We start from the raw sequence: 15,723 nt of genomic DNA on the forward strand, positions 1-15,723 counted from the left end.
CCTATTCGTATACAACCAGCTGACCATCTTTCAGCCGGCTTCCGCCTTGTATGTGCGCCCGCTGACAAAGAAGCTGGCGGATCTGTTCAATATGGCCGCGGCCGATCCGTTCTCCGACCCACACGAGCGGCACCCCAGGCGGATATGGAATGACCGTTTCCGCCGCTATATGTCCTTCAGCTTCCTCGAGCGCCACAGCTTTTGTCCGCAAATGGCGCAGTTCATTATACGGGACTAAAACCGATAGCAGCGGTCCGAGAAAAGGCGAAGCGTCACACACCGGCGCCTCGCCATCTGGCAAATCGCGCCACGCTCGTTTGATTTTCTCCGCTGCTTCCTGAAGCCGCCCGGTTACCGCCAGCGGGCAAACGAAAAGCACGTTCATTCGATCAGCAAGCTCGACAAACACCCCTTCGCGCTCAAGCCAACGTTGCAGTTCATACCCGGTCAAGGAACAGCGCGTCTGCACCGTTACTTTCAGCGGGTCGGTCTGTACGCCAAAATGGCGGGAACAAACGACTGCCACCCCGTCAATATCGGCCAAGGCTGCTTTAAACTTCTCAATTTCTGCCACGATCGCCGCCGCATCGCTTTTTGAAAGCTGGGCGACATAACTCCGCGCCAAATCGAGCGACGCCATAATCGGGTAAGACGGGCTGCTTGACTGAAACAACTGCAAAAAATATTTCAACCGCTCAAGATCAACCCGCTCGCTGTTTACATGCAAAAACGCTCCCATCGTCATCGCCGGCAACGTTTTATGCGCCGACTGCACGACAACATCGGCGCCATAGCGAAGCGCCGATGTCGGAAAAGGGGGGCCGACAACGAAATGGGCGCCATGCGCCTCATCAACCAGCACCGGAATGCCATGTTCATGAACTAGACGGACGATTTCTGTCAAATCGGCGGCCATTCCATAATAATTTGGGTTCGTCAATACAACCGCAGCAACATCATCATGAAGCGCCAACGCCTCTTTGACCGCTTTAGGACGAATGTGCGAAGCGACACACACATCACGATCAAACTCGGGAGCAAGTAGAACAGGAGTGGCTTCCATGAGTTGCAATGCATGCATCACCGATTTATGGCAATTGCGTTGTACAATCACTTTCTTCCTCTTTCCATCACACACGGCGGCGATCATTGCCAAATTCCCTGCCGTCGAACCGTTCACAAGGAAAAACGTCTCCCTAACGCCATACAGCTCCGCCGCCAGCGCCTGCGCCTCGGCAATCACCGACTCAGGATGATGCAAGTCATCCAAGCCGGAAATTTCCGTCGCATCCAACGCCAACAGCGGCGCAAACATATCTCTCCCTCGTTTCGAAAACAAAGCGCCGTATTTATGTCCCGGCACGTGAAACGAAACCGGGCGGCGCGCCCAATGGTGCACGAGAGCGTCATATAAAGGAGTTTTCGTTTGATCCATCATCATCCTCTTTCCTTGCTGTCTGTCCCAGAACGGCCATCATCCGGGCAGACTGCTGAAATGCATGGGATATGCAGGAGAAACATCAAACATATAGTATCACAAACGCCCGAAAAAACGCACGAGTCGCATCAATCGCAAATAAAAACAGGCCCAAATGCAGGCCCTGATTACGAGTGAATTTTCGATGTAAACATTTTGCGCAGCTGCCGCACATAAAACGAGTAGTTCGGGTCGTCCGTATTCGTTTGCACAATCGCCCGGTTGCAGTCCAAACAAAGAAAATGGCCAAAAAGGAAAATCCCTTCCTTTTTTTCCTGTTCACAAACGATGCATACATGTTCGCGTTGATTCCGGTCTGCTATTGATGTCCTCACGCTCTCCACCTCCCATCCTCTATGTTTCCCACATTGCTAACATTCTATACTAGTAGATGAAAGGAAGAGAGACATTGAGCGGGTCCTTATCGTTTTTTCCTCAAAAAACGAAAACAGCCAATTGCACCAATGCAACTGGCTGCTCGTTTATTGCCTAGCAGCGACCTACTCTTGCAGGGGCGCTGGCCCCAACTACCATCGGCGCTGGAGGGCTTAACTTCCGTGTTCGGGATGGGAACGGGTGTTTCCCCTCCGCCATAGCCACTAGGCAATGATGATCATCTTGGACAGTAATTATTATATCCATCCTGTTGGATTTGTCAACAGGATGTTCATTCCCTCAAAACTAGATAACCGTTGGAAGAAGCCGCTCATAGGTCAAGCCCTCGATCGATTAGTATCCGTCAGCTCCACGTGTCGCCACGCTTCCACCTCGGACCTATCGACCTCGTCATCTTCGAGGGATCTTACCCGCCTAACGCGGTGGGAAATCTCATCTTGAGGGGGGCTTCACGCTTAGATGCTTTCAGCGCTTATCCCGTCCGCACATAGCTACCCAGCGGTGCCCCTGGCGGGACAACTGGTACACCAGCGGTGCGTCCATCCCGGTCCTCTCGTACTAAGGACAGCTCCTCTCAAATTTCCTCCGCCCGCGACGGATAGGGACCGAACTGTCTCACGACGTTCTGAACCCAGCTCGCGTACCGCTTTAATGGGCGAACAGCCCAACCCTTGGGACCGACTACAGCCCCAGGATGCGATGAGCCGACATCGAGGTGCCAAACCTCCCCGTCGATGTGGACTCTTGGGGGAGATCAGCCTGTTATCCCCGGGGTAGCTTTTATCCGTTGAGCGATGGCCCTTCCATGCGGAACCACCGGATCACTAAGCCCGACTTTCGTCCCTGCTCGACCTGTCCGTCTCGCAGTCAAGCTCCCTTGTGCCTTTGCACTCTCCGAATGATTTCCAACCATTCTGAGGGAACCTTTGGGCGCCTCCGTTACCTTTTGGGAGGCGACCGCCCCAGTCAAACTGCCCACCTGACACTGTCTCCCACCCCGCTAAGGGGTGCGGGTTAGAATTTCAATACCGCCAGGGTGGTATCCCACCGCCGCCTCCACCGAAGCTGGCGCTCCGGCTTCCCAGGCTCCCACCTATCCTGTACAAGCGATACCAAAATTCCATATCAGGCTGCAGTAAAGCTCCACGGGGTCTTTCCGTCCTGTCGCGGGTAACCTGCATCTTCACAGGTAGTATAATTTCACCGGGTCTCTCGTTGAGACAGCGCCCAAGTCGTTACACCTTTCGTGCGGGTCGGAACTTACCCGACAAGGAATTTCGCTACCTTAGGACCGTTATAGTTACGGCCGCCGTTTACTGGGGCTTCGGTTCGCACCTTCGCTTCCGCTAAGCGCTCCCCTTAACCTTCCAGCACCGGGCAGGTGTCAGCCCCTATACGTCGCCTTTCGGCTTCGCAGAGACCTGTGTTTTTGATAAACAGTCGCTTGGGCCTTTTCACTGCGGCTCTTCAGGGCTCTTCACCCCAAAGAGCACCCCTTCTCCCGAAGTTACGGGGTCATTTTGCCGAGTTCCTTAACGAGAGTTCTCCCGCGCGCCTTAGGATTCTCTCCTCGCCTACCTGTGTCGGTTTGCGGTACGGGCACCTCTTCCCTCGCTAGAGGCTTTTCTTGGCAGTGTGAAATCGGGGACTTCCGGATCACTCCGTCGCCGTCACCGCTTGGCCTTATGATCCGCGGATTTGCCTGCGGATCAGCCTCACGGCTTGGACAGGCTCTTCCAGCCGCCTGCTCGCCCTATCCTCCTGCGTCCCCCCATCGCTCAAACGGGAAGAAGGTGGTACAGGAATCTCAACCTGTTGTCCATCACCTACGCCTTTCGGCCTCGGCTTAGGTCCCGACTAACCCTGAGCGGACGAACCTTCCTCAGGAACCCTTAGGCTTTCGGCGCAGAGGATTCTCACCTCTGTTTTCGCTACTCATACCGGCATTCTCACTTCTAAGCGCTCCACCAGTCCTTCCGGTCTGGCTTCTCTGCCCTTAGAACGCTCCCCTACCGATGACCAACGGTCATCCCGCAGCTTCGGCGGCACGTTTAGCCCCGGTACATTTTCGGCGCAGAGTCACTCGACCAGTGAGCTATTACGCACTCTTTAAATGGTGGCTGCTTCTAAGCCAACATCCTGGTTGTCTTTGCAACTCCACATCCTTTTCCACTGAACGTGCACTTCGGGGCCTTAGCTGGCGGTCTGGGCTGTTCCCCTCTCGACCACGGATCTTATCACTCGCAGTCTGACTCCCGGGCATAAGTCATTGGCATTCGGAGTTTGACTGGGTTCGGTAACCCGGTTTGGGCCCCTAGCCCAATCAGTGCTCTACCTCCAAGACTCCTAAACCCGAGGCTAGCCCTAAAGCTATTTCGGGGAGAACCAGCTATCTCCAAGTTCGATTGGCATTTCACCCCTACCCACACCTCATCCCCGCACTTTTCAACGTGCGTGGGTTCGGGCCTCCAGCCGGTGTTACCCGGCCTTCACCCTGGACATGGGTAGATCACCTGGTTTCGGGTCGACGACGACGTACTCACACGCCCTGTTCAGACTCGCTTTCGCTGCGGCTCCGCCTCTCCGGCTTAACCTCGCACGCCATCGTCACTCGCCGGTTCATTCTACAAAAGGCACGCCATCACCCATCAACGGGCTCTGACTACTTGTAGGCACACGGTTTCAGGTTCTCTTTCACTCCCCTCCCGGGGTGCTTTTCACCTTTCCCTCACGGTACTGGTGCACTATCGGTCACTAGGGAGTATTTAGCCTTGGGAGATGGTCCTCCCTGCTTCCGACGGGATTCCTCGTGTCCCGCCGTACTCAGGATCCGCTCGGGAGGGAACGAAGTTTCGACTACAGGGCTCTCACCTTCTCTGGCCGGCCGTTCCAGACCGGTTCGTCTACCCCGTCCCTTTCTCACTCCCATCGTGAGCGGTCCTACAACCCCAAGAGGACTCGCCTCTTGGTTTGGGCTGTTCCCGTTTCGCTCGCCGCTACTCAGGGAATCGCGGTTGCTTTCTTCTCCTCCGGGTACTAAGATGTTTCAGTTCCCCGGGTGTGCCCTCCATGCCCTATGGATTCAGGCATGGATACTGCCCCATTACGGACAGTGGGTTCCCCCATTCGGACATCTCCGGATCAACGCTTGCTTACAGCTCCCCGAAGCGTTTCGGCGTTTGCCCCGTCCTTCATCGGCTCCTAGTGCCAAGGCATCCACCGTGCGCCCTTTCTAGCTTAACCTATTGCGCTCTCGGCTTCTTCCTTTGCTTTATCGGTTATCTAGTTTTCAAGGAACGAAGCTGCTGCCTTGAGTCTGCTTCTTTGCAGCTTTGCGCCGAGGAATCCATCTTCCTTGAACCTGCTGGAAGACGAAGGCGCAAAGTAGCTCCTTTGAATTCGCTTCTTCGCTGGTTTGCGTCGAGGAATTCAGCTTCTCCGAATCCGCTTGTAGACGCAGACGCAAAGCAACTACGTTGAAACCTCTTACCTTGATATGGTGGAGCCTATCGGGATCGAACCGATGACCTCCTGCTTGCAAAGCAGGCGCTCTCCCAGCTGAGCTAAGGCCCCATCCAATGGGCCTAAGTGGACTTGAACCACCGACCTCACGCTTATCAGGCGTGCGCTCTGACCAGCTGAGCTATAGGCCCATATACACATTGCAAGGAACGGTCAGTTCCCTCAAAACGAAACAAGGCTGCTGCCTTGAGTCAGCTTCTTTGCGGCCTTGCGCCGAGGAATCCAGCTCCGCTGAATCACTCGCAGACGCAGGCGCAAAACAACCGAGAGAATAACCAATTCCCTCAAAACCAAACAAAACAGCAAGCGTCATTATAATCAAACCATTCGATTTTGTCAATAACATCCTTAGAAAGGAGGTGATCCAGCCGCACCTTCCGGTACGGCTACCTTGTTACGACTTCACCCCAATCACTTGCCCCACCTTCGGCGGCTGGCTCCCGTAAGGGTTACCTCACCGACTTCGGGTGTTGCAAGCTCTCGTGGTGTGACGGGCGGTGTGTACAAGGCCCGGGAACGTATTCACCGCGGCATGCTGATCCGCGATTACTAGCGATTCCGGCTTCATGCAGGCGAGTTGCAGCCTGCAATCCGAACTGAGAGCGGCTTTTTGGGATTCGCTCCCCCTCGCGGGTTCGCAGCCCTTTGTACCGCCCATTGTAGCACGTGTGTAGCCCAGGTCATAAGGGGCATGATGATTTGACGTCATCCCCACCTTCCTCCGACTTGTCGCCGGCAGTCCCTCTAGAGTGCCCACCTTCGTGCTGGCAACTAGAGGCGAGGGTTGCGCTCGTTGCGGGACTTAACCCAACATCTCACGACACGAGCTGACGACAACCATGCACCACCTGTCACCCTGTCCCCCCGAAGGGGGAACGCCCAATCTCTTGGGTTGTCAGGGGATGTCAAGACCTGGTAAGGTTCTTCGCGTTGCTTCGAATTAAACCACATGCTCCACCGCTTGTGCGGGCCCCCGTCAATTCCTTTGAGTTTCAGCCTTGCGGCCGTACTCCCCAGGCGGAGTGCTTATCGCGTTAGCTGCAGCACTAAAGGGTGTGACCCCTCTAACACTTAGCACTCATCGTTTACGGCGTGGACTACCAGGGTATCTAATCCTGTTTGCTCCCCACGCTTTCGCGCCTCAGCGTCAGTTGCAGGCCAGAGAGCCGCCTTCGCCACTGGTGTTCCTCCACATCTCTACGCATTTCACCGCTACACGTGGAATTCCGCTCTCCTCTCCTGCACTCAAGTCCCCCAGTTTCCAATGACCCTCCACGGTTGAGCCGTGGGCTTTCACATCAGACTTAAGGAACCGCCTGCGCGCGCTTTACGCCCAATAATTCCGGACAACGCTCGCCCCCTACGTATTACCGCGGCTGCTGGCACGTAGTTAGCCGGGGCTTCCTCGTGAGGTACCGTCACCGCGCCGCCCTCTTCGAACGGCGCTCCTTCGTCCCTCACAACAGAGCTTTACGACCCGAAGGCCTTCTTCGCTCACGCGGCGTCGCTCCGTCAGGCTTTCGCCCATTGCGGAAGATTCCCTACTGCTGCCTCCCGTAGGAGTCTGGGCCGTGTCTCAGTCCCAGTGTGGCCGGTCACCCTCTCAGGCCGGCTACGCATCGTCGCCTTGGTGAGCCGTTACCTCACCAACTAGCTAATGCGCCGCGGGCCCATCCGCAAGTGACAGCCAAAGGCCGCCTTTCAACCAAAGACCATGCGGTCTTCGGTGTTATCCGGTATTAGCTCCGGTTTCCCGGAGTTATCCCGGTCTTGCGGGCAGGTTGCCCACGTGTTACTCACCCGTCCGCCGCTGACCAAACCAGAGCAAGCTCCGATTTGGTCCGCTCGACTTGCATGTATTAGGCACGCCGCCAGCGTTCGTCCTGAGCCAGGATCAAACTCTCCAAAGAAAGTTGATTGGCTTTTCGGATTGTCCAGCTTCGGCCCGCCGCCTCTCGGGGTCAAATAACCTTCGCCTTCGGGATTGTAAATCCCTGCAGGCGAAGAACATTTGCCCATCGCGGCGACCCGCGAGCCTCAGCTTTTCCGTATTGTCCAGCTTCGGCGCCTCGCTCTCTTCTGCCAAATCACCTTCCACCTCGGGGCGCAAGCACCCCTCGAGGTGAAGAACATTTGGCTTCGAGATCGCCAGGATGGCGATATTTCGCCGTTGCCCGCAGGACGGGGGCTGCCTTTAGGCGAAATTACGGCGCCTCCGCTTTTCTTATGACGCTTGCGTTTTGTTTAGTTTTCAAGGAACTTGTTTATCTTGCACACTTTTATCATTATACATATCATTTAATTTGCTGTCAACATATCTTTCATGAACAGCGACATTAGTTAATATAATGCATTATCATATAAAAGTCAATAACTTTTAAACAAAAAAATAAAAGGCATCTTGAATAATGATGCCTACAAAATATATCGGTCAATCACGATTAACGCTGCCGCTCCAGGGAGGCCAAGAAATCCGCAAACGATTGAGGTGACGAGGTTAATCGGAATATGGATGTTAAAATGCCCGCCGATGGCGTTGATGACAAACAGCGCGAGCGCCCCGACGATCAGGCGGATAGCAGCGTAGCCGATCAGGCGAAGCGCTTTGAGACGGGCGCCGACGATAAGCAAAACGGCGATAAGCGCTAGCAACACGGTAATGACGACTTTCGGCTCCAACGTTTGAACCCCCTTTTTGCACGCTTGTACTACCAACGTATGAGAAACAGGGGAAAAAAGAACAAAAAAATAAGGAAGTTAACGCACTTCCTTAAGTGTGATGCGGCGGTGCTTCGCTTCGCGGAGGAGGAAAAAATATTTGGCCTCAGCGAGTTGCAATGCGCTCAGCACCTCCGGAGACGGATCGACGCTTTTTTCGATGAGTTGTTTCTGCTCAAGCCATTCAGTTCTAGCCTTTTGTAGTTCAGCCATTAACTTCTCATCAAATTGTCTCTTTAGTTTCCCCTTTCGCCGCCATAACAAACCGATCCCCACCTTCTTTCTCTCTATAGCTCACGGCGCCCTTCCAACGCCTTTGATAACGTCACTTCGTCCGCATACTCCAAGTCGCCGCCGACCGGCAAGCCATGGGCGATGCGGGTGACTTTGATTCCTGTCGGCTTCAACAGGCGGGAGATGTACATCGCCGTTGCCTCTCCCTCGATGTTCGGGTCGGTCGCTAAAATCACCTCTTGGACCGTCTCATCCTGCAATCGCGTGAGCAGCTCGGCGATTTTAATATCTTCCGGTCCGATGCCTTCCATCGGCGAGATGGCCCCGTGCAACACGTGGTACAGGCCATTGTATTCTTTCATCCTCTCCATGGCGATGACATCTTTCGGATCCTGAACAACGCAAATCGTCGTCCGGTCGCGCCGCTCGTCTTTGCAGATGTAGCAAGGGTCTGTATCTGTAATATGTCCGCAAATCGTGCAATAATGAATATGCCGCTTGACATCAACGAGCGCTTTGGCAAACTCAAGCACGGTGTCTTCTTTCATCGCCAGCACATGAAATGCAAGGCGGGCAGCCGTTTTCGGGCCGATGCCGGGCAGTTTCATAAAACTGTCAATCAACTTCGATAGCGGTTCTGGATAATGCATACGCCCCCCCTAGAACAACCCTGGAATGTTAAGTCCTTTCGTAAACTGCCCCATCATTTCATTAGCCAACTCATCCGCTTTTTTCAACGCATCGTTTGTCGCTGCCAAAATCAAATCTTGCAGCATTTCAATATCGTCTGGGTCGACGACTTCCTCTTTAATTTTTACTTCCAAAATTTGTTTATGACCGTTAGCGACAACGGTCACCATGCCTCCGCCCGCCGTGCCTTCCACCGTTTTTTCCGCCAACTCTTCCTGCGCTTTTTGCATTTCTTTTTGCATTTTTTGCATTTGTTTTAACATTTTTTGCATATTGCCCATTCCGCCACGCATCATCTTGGCATCCTCCTTTAAACGGTTTATTCTTTAATTTCGATCAGCTCTTCGCCAAACAGCCGCTTCGCTTCGGCGATTAACGGATCTTCTTCGCTTTTTTCCACCATGGCGTCCTTATTGCGGATGAACTCTTCTCTTATTTTTCCCCATTCTCCCTCCGGAATGGCTACCATTTCAAAGCGGCGGTTTGTCAGCTCAAACAAAATCGCTTCGACGTTTTCTTTGACCGAACTTGTGGGATCGGTCGCCATTTTGCAGTGGATTTCGTATTTGAATTTTAATACAAACGCTGAGGCGCTCGCTGCAACCGGCTCGCTCTCTTGCAGCAAGGCAGCGTGCGACACTTTATGCTGCCGTTTCAACGTGTCGAGCACATCCGCCCAGCATCCTTTCACCAAAGCTAAATCTTCATGCGTCGCCTGTTTCAACAGCTCGTAAATGCGGCCAACCGGGGCTTTATATCCCCCCGTTTTCATCGGTTTGGACAGTTTTTTCACCGGCGCGGCGGTCGACGGAGGGGCAGCAGGCGGTTGTTCCTTCAGGCGCCGCAATTCCGCCTCCAGCGTTTCAATCCGCTTTATCAACGGTTCCAACTCGGAAGCCGACAGCGACGGGGCGGCGGCTGATGGATGGCAAAGTTTCACAAGCGCCACTTCCAACAGAAGGCGTGGGTGGTTTGTCCACTTCATCTCTTGCTGGCTTTTGTTCAGCAACTCGATGGCCTCGTATAAATTGGAAACCGGAATCATTTCCGACAGTGAAGTGAACGCTTCGTCAACGACAGCAATTTGAATCGCTCCCTCCACATAGGGAGCGGTTTTGTACAGCAATAAATCGCGATAGTACAAAATCAAGTCTTCAACCAAACGATGCGGATCTTTCCCTTGCGCCATCATCGTTTCCAACTGCTGAAGAACCGCCGCTGTATCTTTGCGGTGGATGGCTTCGATGAAGCTCGATAAGGCGGCAAATGATGCCGCCCCGGTCATCGCCAGCACGTCGTCGAGCCGAAGTTTCCCGTCGCTGAACGAAATGGCTTGATCAAGCAAGCTGAGCGCATCGCGCATCCCCCCGTCTGCAGCACGGGCGATGGCGGACAATGCCTCATCGGACGCCTCGACACCTTGGGCGCTTGCGACATACTTTAGCCGTGAAACGATCGCCGGAAGCGGGATGCGGCGAAAATCGAACCGTTGGCAGCGGGAAATGATCGTCGTCGGAATTTTGTGCGGCTCGGTCGTGGCCAAAATGAAAATGACGTGTTTCGGCGGCTCCTCCAACGTTTTCAACAGCGCGTTAAACGCACCGATCGACAGCATATGCACCTCGTCGATGATATACACTTTGTAGCGGGCCGACGTCGGCGCAAATTTCACCTTCTCACGGATATCACGAATTTCATCGACGCGGTTGTTGGAAGCAGCGTCAATTTCCAGCACATCGGGAACCGTTCCATTCGTAATGCCGAGGCAAGCTGGACACTCATTGCATGGCTCCGCCGCTGGCGCCTGTTCACAGTTGACCGCCTTGGCGAAAATTTTCGCTGCGCTCGTTTTTCCTGTACCGCGCGGGCCGGAAAATAAGTAAGCGTGCGATATTTTATGTTGAAGCAGGGCGCTTTGCAACGTCTTGGTCACGTGTTCTTGGCCGACCATGTCCGCAAAGCGCTGCGGCCGAAACACGCGATATAACGCTTGGTATGCCACGGAAAACGGCCCTCCTCTTTCTCTTGTCCTATCTATTATATAACTTCCTATTGCAATTTGAAATAACAAAAAACCCACTCGCCATGAGTGGGTTTTGTTCCCTATCGCTATGTAAGGCCGTGCACCTTCTGTCGATTAGCTGCCCCGAGCGTTGCTCAAGCAGTTAGCTCAGCCCAGGCGTCCCCGCGGCACATGGGAGCATCCGCTTACTGCTGCTTCCTTCCGGACCTGACAGGGTTCACGGAATCCCATTGCGCGGGACCCAGACGTCAACACCACTTGCTTGAGACAGGCCTCGCAACAGACTAACCTCGAGAAGGAATTCAGCCTCGCTAGAGCGGATTGCGAGTACAGGGCACCGCTACCTCCCCGCTTAGCACGGCACTATCAGTATAGCTCGTTAGCGGAAAAAATGCAATGTCAATCGACGGAATTTTCGTTGGCACTCCCGCCAACATTTCTCTTTTGTTCGCGCAATCGTCGAAAAAATTGGCTCAACAGCGAACCGCACTCGTCAGCAAGCACCCCGCTTACCACCTTAACCTGATGGTTAAATCGGCTTTCCTGCAATAAGTTCATCAATGTCCCAGCGCACCCTCCCTTTGGGTCAAACGCGCCAAATACAACCCGTTCGATGCGGGAAAGAACAATGGCGCCTGCGCACATGGCGCACGGCTCAAGCGTTACGTACAACGTCGCCCGCTCAAGCCGCCATGAACCGGTTGCCCGGCATGCTTCATCGATTGCCAAAATTTCTGCATGAGCGATGGCGCGTTGTTCGGTTTCCCGCAAATTATGAGCGCGGGCGATGACGCGGCCGTCTTGAACGATGACAGCGCCGATCGGCACTTCGCCGATCTGCTCCGCTTTTTTTGCTTCTTCCATTGCCAATCGCATGTAGTACTCGTCGGTGTTCATCGTATACCCCTTCACACAAACGGTCATTTCTCCTTTCTTTTCATCATAGAATATGGAGAATAAAGACGCAACTAGGAGGTCAAGTATGCAAATCCACGTAGTGCAGAGTGGACAAACGTTAAGTGGAATTGCTGAGGCATACGGGACCACGGCGGAAGACATTGTCCGGGCCAACAAGCTTCCAAACCCTGATAAACTCGTTGTCGGCCAGGCGCTCGTGATCCCGATCGTCGGTCGTTTTTACTGGGTGCAGCGCGGCGACACGTTATGGTCGATTGCACGCCGATTTTCGATTCCGATGCAGCGGCTTGCCGAAGTGAATCGCCTCTCCTTAAACGCTCCGCTTAAGGTCGGGCAGCGGCTTTATATACCGCCCGGCGCCAAGCGAAGAGCGGAGTTTAACGCCTATATTGAACCGCGCGGCGCGACTGTCAGCCCAGCGCTGGAGGCGAGCGCTCGCGAAGCCGCTCCGTATTTGACTTATTTGAGTCCTTTTTATTTTGCGATCCGACGCGACGCGACATTGCAAGAGCCGCCGCTTGACGACTTTCCGGATATTGCCCGCGCCAACCGCGTCACGCTCGTTATGGTTGTCGCCAACATTGAAAACGGGCAGTTCAGCGACGAGCTCGGCGCGCTTATGTTAACAAACGAAACGCTGCAAAATCGTCTGCTCGACAACATTGTCGCGACCGCTAGACGGTATGGCTTCCGCGACATCCATTTTGATTTTGAATATTTGCGCCCGGAAGACCGTGAGGCGTATAATGCGTTTTTGCGCAAAGCGAAACGGCGGTTTGCACGAGAAGGGTGGATGATGTCGACCGCCTTGGCGCCGAAAACGAGCGCGACCCAGCGCGGACGTTGGTACGAAGCACACGACTACCGCGCCCATGGACAAATTGTCGACTTTGTCGTGATCATGACGTATGAATGGGGCTACAGCGGCGGGCCGCCGATGCCGGTGTCCCCGATCGGTCCGGTCCGCCGCGTTCTCGAGTACGCCATCTCTGAAATACCAGCCGGAAAAATTTTGATGGGGCAAAACTTGTATGGCTACGACTGGACGCTGCCATATGTACCCGGCGGCCCGTACGCCCAGGCCATCAGCCCGCAGCAAGCCATCGCCCTCGCCGCAAAGTATAACGTTGCCATCGAATACGATACGGAGGCGCAGGCACCGCATTTTCGCTATCGCGACGAAAACGGACGCGAGCATGAAGTATGGTTTGAGGACGCCCGCTCCATTCAAGCAAAATTTAATCTCGTGAAGGAACTTGGTTTGCGCGGGGTCAGCTATTGGAAACTTGGCATTGATTTTCCACAAAACTGGCTGCTGATCGCTGATCAATTTACTGTTGTAAAAAAATAAAGGCATAAAAAACCCGCCGGTCAACGGCGGGTTTTTTTATGATGGGAAACGGCTTTCGGCGGTCAGCCGTTTCAGATGACAATCTCCTCTTATGCGCGTCAGTCCTCTTCATCATCGTCTTGGCCAAGAACAAGACTTCTTGTTCCTCATTGCCAACGTCATTCACTATAACACGGCAGTCGGGAAAAGTCAACCAACGATTTGCCTCAAGCACCTTTTTTTCAGCGAATGACGTCCCGATTCCCCATGTAAGGACGAAGCGCTTCCGGAACGATGACCGAGCCGTCTTCTTGCTGGTAGTTTTCCAAAATGGCGGCGACCGTCCGCCCAATGGCTAGCCCCGAACCGTTTAATGTATGCACGTACTCCGGTTTCGCTTTTGGATCCCGACGGAAGCGGATGTTGGCACGGCGCGCTTGAAACGCCTCAAAGTTGCTGCACGACGAAATTTCCCGGTACGTTCCGTAACTTGGCAGCCAAACTTCAATATCGTACGTTTTCGCCGCCGAGAATCCAAGGTCTCCGGTGCACAAGGCGACAACGCGGTACGGAAGCCCGAGCCGTTGCAAAATCGTCTCTGCCTGGCGCGTCAGCTTTTCCAATTCATCGTACGAGTCCTCCGGCTTTACGAACTTTACCAGCTCGACTTTATTGAACTGATGCTGACGGATCAGCCCTCTCGTGTCGCGGCCGGCCGACCCGGCTTCCGCGCGGAAGCAGGCGCTGTAGGCCGCATAGTAAATCGGCAAATCATCTGCGGCCAAAATTTCGTCGCGGTGCAGGTTCGTCACCGGCACCTCAGCGGTCGGAATGAGGAAATAATCTTCGCTGTCCAAATGGAACGCATCCTCGGCAAATTTCGGCAACTGTCCGGTTCCGATCATGCTCGCCCGGTTCACTAAATATGGCGGCAACACTTCTTCGTAACCGAATTCATCGAGATGGATGTCAAGCATAAAGTTGATGAGCGCCCGCTCAAGCCGCGCTCCTAACCCTTTATAAAAGACAAATCGGCTTCCCGCCACTTTGGCGGCTCGCTCAAAGTCGAGCAAACCGAGCCGATCGGCGATTTCCCAATGCGGCTTCGGCTCAAAGGAAAACGAACGCGGCTCTCCCCATCTCCGCACTTCCACATTGTCCTCTTCTGATTGGCCGATCGGCACTGATTCGTGCGGCACGTTTGGAATTGACAACAACAAGTCGTCGAGTTCCGCCTCAAGCTGGCGAATTTGTTCATCCATCCGTTTAATGCGGTCACCGACTTCGCGCATTTGGGCAATCAGCGGCTCGGCGTCCTTTTTCTCGCGCTTTAGGACAGCGATTTGCTGCGACACATCGTTGCGCTTGCTTTTCAGCTCTTCGACTTCCGCGATCAAGCGGCGGCGGTCTTTGTCCAATTGTTCAAAGCGGTCGATGTTCGTCAAATCCCCGCCGCGCTGCATTAGTTTTTCTTTCACTTCTTCAAACTGGGTGCGCAATATTTTCACATCCAGCATGGCTTTTACCTCCTTTTCCATTCAATATTATACATAAAAAAGCCCCCGTCCCAAAAAAGGGACGGGAGCCATCCCGCGGTGCCACCCTTATTGAAGGCTTGCTATGCCTTCCCCTTTTGCCGTTAACGGCGGCGGCCGAAAACGCCTACTGGCCCTTTGGGCGTTCAACGTTTTGCTCGAGGATGGATTCACAGGAGCTCCCTGCCGGTTCGCACCGCCCACCGGCTCTCTGATAAGGAAGGCATCCCGCTACTCGTTCCTCTCATCGCTTTCGCTTGATCACTTTACTTGAGGCTTGACGCCATTTTCGCTTCTTTGACCATGTTGAGGAAGTATTGCATCAATCGATGATCGTCGGTCAGCTCTGGGTGGAACGAGCAGCCAAGAAACTGTCCTTGTCGAGCGGCGACAATGCGGTCATTGTATGTCGCCAAGACATCGACCCCGTCCCCGGCCTCCACGATATGCGGAGCGCGGATGAAGACGCCGACAAAGCCATCGCCGACGCCTTTAATCGACAGCTCCGCCTCAAAGCTTTCCCGCTGCCGACCGAACGAGTTCCGCTCCACCGTAATGTCCATCAAACCTAAGTGCGGCTCGTCGTAACCGACGATTCGTTTCGCCAGTAAAATCAGCCCGGCGCACGTGCCGAACATCGGCTTGCCGGCAGCGGCAAATTGCTTGAGCGGCTCCATCAGCCCATAGCGGTCGATGAGCCGCCGCATCGTCGTGCTTTCGCCGCCCGGCAGCACAAGACCGTCCAACCCTTCAAGCTGCTCCGGCTTTTTCACGATGACCGCCTCGGCGCCGCACGCCTCAATGGCGCGAACATGCTCCCGCACAGCTCCTTGCAGTCCAAGTACACCTATTTTCATCGTTGCTTTGCTCCTTTATTTAG

The 15,723-nt window shown here is 54.2% G+C and carries 11 protein-coding genes, 2 tRNA genes, 3 rRNA genes, 1 other RNA gene and 1 other annotated feature; of the genes, 1 reads left to right on the forward strand and 16 read right to left on the reverse strand.

Annotation, left to right across the window (positions count from 1 at the left end; translation table 11 throughout):
• Position 1: 1 nt before the first annotated feature.
• The 14 genes from CWI35_RS10400 to tadA form a co-directional block, all read right to left on the reverse strand.
• Entirely contained in the window at positions 2–1,435 is a 1,434-nt protein-coding gene (locus tag CWI35_RS10400; RefSeq protein ID WP_025039043.1) for an aminotransferase class I/II-fold pyridoxal phosphate-dependent enzyme, read from the reverse strand.
• A 170-nt stretch (positions 1,436–1,605) separates the two neighbouring features.
• Complete coding sequence (locus CWI35_RS10405) at positions 1,606–1,812, reverse strand: sigma factor G inhibitor Gin (protein ID WP_011229538.1); 207 nt, start codon at positions 1,810–1,812, stop codon at positions 1,606–1,608.
• Between the two features lie 152 nt (positions 1,813–1,964).
• A 5S ribosomal RNA gene (gene rrf, locus CWI35_RS10410) occupies positions 1,965–2,081 on the reverse strand.
• A gap of 105 nt (positions 2,082–2,186) precedes the next feature.
• Positions 2,187–5,116 (reverse strand): 23S ribosomal RNA (locus CWI35_RS10415).
• A gap of 254 nt (positions 5,117–5,370) precedes the next feature.
• Positions 5,371–5,446 (reverse strand) — tRNA-Ala (locus CWI35_RS10420).
• Between the two features lie 6 nt (positions 5,447–5,452).
• Positions 5,453–5,526, reverse strand: a tRNA-Ile gene (locus tag CWI35_RS10425).
• A gap of 221 nt (positions 5,527–5,747) precedes the next feature.
• Positions 5,748–7,305, reverse strand: a 16S ribosomal RNA gene (locus tag CWI35_RS10430).
• The 16S, 23S and 5S rRNA genes sit together here with 2 tRNA genes alongside, the layout of an rRNA operon.
• 505 nt (positions 7,306–7,810) lie before the next feature.
• Complete coding sequence (locus CWI35_RS10440; protein WP_011229537.1) at positions 7,811–8,074, reverse strand: pro-sigmaK processing inhibitor BofA family protein; 264 nt, start codon at positions 8,072–8,074, stop codon at positions 7,811–7,813.
• 78 nt (positions 8,075–8,152) lie between these two features.
• Positions 8,153–8,377 (reverse strand): YaaL family protein, encoded by a 225-nt coding sequence (locus CWI35_RS10445; RefSeq protein WP_012820427.1) that lies wholly within the window; start codon positions 8,375–8,377, stop codon positions 8,153–8,155.
• A gap of 23 nt (positions 8,378–8,400) precedes the next feature.
• Positions 8,401–8,997 carry a recombination mediator RecR gene (recR, locus tag CWI35_RS10450; RefSeq protein ID WP_011229535.1) on the reverse strand — a complete coding sequence of 199 codons (597 nt, stop codon included), beginning with the start codon at positions 8,995–8,997 and terminating at the stop codon, positions 8,401–8,403.
• A 9-nt stretch (positions 8,998–9,006) separates the two neighbouring features.
• The gene (locus CWI35_RS10455) at positions 9,007–9,330 is read right to left on the reverse strand and encodes a YbaB/EbfC family nucleoid-associated protein (protein WP_020279743.1); all 324 of its coding nucleotides are present in this window, start codon (positions 9,328–9,330) and stop codon (positions 9,007–9,009) included.
• A 26-nt stretch (positions 9,331–9,356) separates the two neighbouring features.
• Positions 9,357–11,039, reverse strand: a complete 1,683-nt coding sequence (gene dnaX / locus CWI35_RS10460) for a DNA polymerase III subunit gamma/tau (protein ID WP_014194558.1) — start codon at positions 11,037–11,039, stop codon at positions 9,357–9,359.
• Positions 11,040–11,156: 117 nt separating this feature from the next.
• An RNA gene (ffs, locus tag CWI35_RS10465) (signal recognition particle sRNA large type) lies at positions 11,157–11,421 on the reverse strand.
• Positions 11,422–11,459: 38 nt separating this feature from the next.
• Positions 11,460–11,957, reverse strand: a complete 498-nt coding sequence (gene tadA, locus CWI35_RS10470) for a tRNA adenosine(34) deaminase TadA (RefSeq protein WP_011229532.1) — start codon at positions 11,955–11,957, stop codon at positions 11,460–11,462.
• Between the two features lie 85 nt (positions 11,958–12,042).
• On the opposite strand from tadA, the gene CWI35_RS10475 reads away from it, so the two are divergent.
• Positions 12,043–13,329 carry a glycoside hydrolase family 18 protein gene (locus tag CWI35_RS10475; RefSeq protein WP_119877713.1) on the forward strand — a complete coding sequence of 429 codons (1,287 nt, stop codon included), beginning with the start codon at positions 12,043–12,045 and terminating at the stop codon, positions 13,327–13,329.
• A gap of 221 nt (positions 13,330–13,550) precedes the next feature.
• Here CWI35_RS10475 and serS read toward each other — a convergent pair whose 3' ends face one another.
• Complete coding sequence (gene serS / locus CWI35_RS10480; RefSeq protein WP_011229529.1) at positions 13,551–14,825, reverse strand: serine--tRNA ligase; 1,275 nt, start codon at positions 14,823–14,825, stop codon at positions 13,551–13,553.
• 54 nt (positions 14,826–14,879) lie between these two features.
• Positions 14,880–15,100, reverse strand: a binding site (T-box leader).
• A gap of 9 nt (positions 15,101–15,109) precedes the next feature.
• Positions 15,110–15,700, reverse strand: a complete 591-nt coding sequence (pdxT, locus tag CWI35_RS10485) for a pyridoxal 5'-phosphate synthase glutaminase subunit PdxT (protein ID WP_011229528.1) — start codon at positions 15,698–15,700, stop codon at positions 15,110–15,112.
• Between the last annotated feature and the right edge of the window lie 23 nt (positions 15,701–15,723).

The organism is [Bacillus] caldolyticus (genome assembly GCF_003595605.1).
GTDB lineage: Bacteria > Bacillota > Bacilli > Bacillales > Anoxybacillaceae > Geobacillus > Geobacillus thermoleovorans.

What these genes read in the sequence shown, in the direction of transcription:
- CWI35_RS10475 (WP_119877713.1), top strand. Translation starts at nt 12,043, where the DNA reads ATGCAAATCCACGTAGTGCAGAGTGGACAAACGTTAAGTGGAATTGCT.
- tadA (WP_011229532.1), bottom strand. Translation starts at nt 11,957, where the DNA reads ATGAACACCGACGAGTACTACATGCGATTGGCAATGGAAGAAGCAAAA.
- serS (WP_011229529.1), bottom strand. Translation starts at nt 14,825, where the DNA reads ATGCTGGATGTGAAAATATTGCGCACCCAGTTTGAAGAAGTGAAAGAA.
- CWI35_RS10400 (WP_025039043.1), bottom strand. Translation starts at nt 1,435, where the DNA reads ATGGATCAAACGAAAACTCCTTTATATGACGCTCTCGTGCACCATTGG.
- pdxT (WP_011229528.1), bottom strand. Translation starts at nt 15,700, where the DNA reads ATGAAAATAGGTGTACTTGGACTGCAAGGAGCTGTGCGGGAGCATGTT.
- CWI35_RS10455 (WP_020279743.1), bottom strand. Translation starts at nt 9,330, where the DNA reads ATGCGTGGCGGAATGGGCAATATGCAAAAAATGTTAAAACAAATGCAA.
- recR (WP_011229535.1), bottom strand. Translation starts at nt 8,997, where the DNA reads ATGCATTATCCAGAACCGCTATCGAAGTTGATTGACAGTTTTATGAAA.